The 2555-nt window shown below is 58.9% G+C and carries 2 protein-coding genes; both read right to left on the bottom strand.

The window, feature by feature from the left end; genetic code table 11:
• Window positions 1-79: 79 nt before the first annotated feature.
• Window positions 80-1663 carry a DHA2 family efflux MFS transporter permease subunit gene (locus ACXJ5O_RS24075; RefSeq protein WP_457302108.1) on the bottom strand — a complete coding sequence of 528 codons (1584 nt, stop codon included), beginning with the start codon at window positions 1661-1663 and terminating at the stop codon, window positions 80-82.
• A 24-nt stretch (window positions 1664-1687) separates the two neighbouring features.
• A partial coding sequence (locus ACXJ5O_RS24070) for an HlyD family secretion protein (RefSeq protein WP_457302107.1) occupies window positions 1688-2555 on the bottom strand: 868 nt, incomplete at its 5' end.

The raw sequence follows: 2555 nt of genomic DNA, 5'->3' as shown, positions 1-2555 counted from the left end.
CTATCGAAGCAGGACTATCGAAGCAGGAACTCCAGAACGGAGATTATGTTTCTCCTGCGCGTCTCGCCCCCTGCTGTCCTTAGTGGGCGYCGGCCCCTCCTGCGCTTTTGGGTTTTTCGGCGAACAACAAAGCGATTGCTGCAATAGCAAGCAGTATGCCAATGACGGCAAAGGTATCGCCGAATCCAAGGATAAGTGCCTGGCGTTTGACGAGCCGGCCAAGCGCGGCGACGGCCTGCTGGGCGGCGAGGGCGTGATCGGAAACGCCATGGGCGATGAAATAACCGGTCAGCTGGTCGAGGCGCTGGTGAACCTCATCGCGCGCCAGCGTGACAGATTGGCCGATGATGTTCGAGTGGAACTGTTCGCGCTTGGTCAGAACTGTTCCAAGCGTTGCCGTGCCGACCGCACCGCCGAGATTGCGCAGCATATTCGTCAAACCCGATGCGGCAGCGGCGTCGGCGGCGGCGATGCCGGCCGTCGTGATGGCGGTGATCGGCGTCAATACGAGCGCTTGTCCGATCGCACGCACGATGTTCGGGATCCAGAATTGATCGCCGGCATTGTCGGGTGAAAGCATGACGTTCATGAAACAGCTAGCGGCAAAGATGCTGATGCCGAGGAAGCCGATATAGCGTGCGTCGAAACGCTTCATCAGCATCGGGACCAGCGGGATCAGGAGCAATTGAGGCAGGCCCGTCCATGCCAGCACATTGCCGATCTGCTCGGCATTGTAGCGCTGCACCTGCCCCAGATATTGCGGCAAGATATAGACGGTACCGAACAGCGCAACACCAACGAGAACATTGACCACGACGCCAATAGCGAAGTTCCGCTGCTTCAAAAGGCTGAGCTTGACYAAGGGCTTTTCGACGGTCAGCTCGATCCAGATGAAGGTTGCGAGGAAGACGACGGCGACGGCGCTGAGCTTCAGGATGAACGGGGAGGAAAACCAATCGTCCTTGTTGCCTTCTTCAAGCACGGTCTGAAGAGCCGAGAGTCCGACTGCCATGGTGAATATGCCGGCCCAGTCGCCCTCTTTGAGGAGATGGAGTTGCATAGGCGTCTTATCCAGCGTTGCGGCTAGTGCTACGGCCATGACGGCGCTTGGGACGGCATTGATAAAGAAGATCGTCTGCCATCCATAGTTCTCGGTAAGGTAGCCACCGATCGTGGGGCCAATGGCTGGCGCGAAGGTGACCGAGAGTGCGAAGAGGGCGAGACCGGCCGGCTGTTGTGATTTTGGCAGCTTCGTCAAGACCATTGTGAAGGCCATGGGGATCAGAACGCCGCCGGCAAAGCCCTGCAGGCCACGCATGACAATCATCGAACCGAGATCGTGGGTGAAGGCACAGGCTATGGAGAACAGCGGGAAAAGGATCGTATTCACCAATATGTAGCGGCGAAACGAGAACACGCTGCTGAAATAGGCGGTGAGGGGAATAACAACGATTTCACCGATGAGGTACGACGTCGAGATCCAGGCGCCGTTGTCAACGCCGGTGCCGATGCCGCCTTCGATATCGAGCAGCGACGCATTGGTGATCTGGATGTTAAGGATTGCCATGAACGCGCCGATCATGCCGGCGAGAACGGCAATCCATTCCTTCGTGCTGGCGCGTGGTTGTGGGACCGACGCGGCATTGAACATGATGGCAGACATGACACGGTGCTCCTTTACCCGGCCTCAATGGATCTGGCGCTGGGTAGCGTCGGCCTTGGTGTCGATGCTCGGTTGCACGGACATACCGGGACGCAAGTCGCCAGCAGACACGCTATCGGCATCGAGGATTATCTTCACAGGAATACGCTGGACGACCTTGGTGAAGTTGCCCGTCGCGTTGTCGGGCGGCAGCAGGGCAAATTCCTGACCGCTTGCGGGAGCAAGGCTGTCGACATGGCCGTGATAGACCCGGTCCGGAAACATATCGACGTCGACATCGACCGCCTGGCCAGCATGCACGTCGGTCAGCTGCGTTTCCTTATAGTTGGCAATTACATAGACCGAGGCGGTCGGCACGACCGTCATCAGCTGCGTCCCGGCCTGAACATATTGGCCGACGCGCAGTGTGCGGTTGCCGACGACGCCGTCGACGGGTGCCATGATCGTGGCATACGACAGGTTGAGTTCGGCCTGGTGCTGGACCGCAAGATCGTGCTCCAGAGCCGCCTTTGCCTGCGCAAGCTCGGCCTTCAATAGATCGACCTGCTTTATTGCAGCGTTCAGCGCAGCGTTGTCGCGCACGACGGTGGCTTTTGCGGCAGCGATCTGGGAGGCAGCCTGCTGGGCATTCTGGATGTTGCCATAGCCGCTGGTGGCGAGAGTTGCGTAACGCTTGTCGTTCTGTTCGGCAAAGGTCGCATTGGCCTGGTCGACATCGACTGTGGCCCGCGCTGCCGCGATAATTGATTCCTGGATTACGAGGGAGGCTTGCTTGGCTTCAATTGTTGCCTCTGCGGCCGCGACATCGCCCTTCGCCTGCTCGAGCGCCGTCTTGAAATCCCGGTCGTCGATGCGGGCAAGGGGCTGCCCTGACTTCACCGTTTCATTATCC

It is taken from the genome of Phyllobacterium sp. P5_D12, from assembly GCF_054049495.1.
This window is presented reverse-complemented; position numbering and strand designations above follow the sequence as displayed.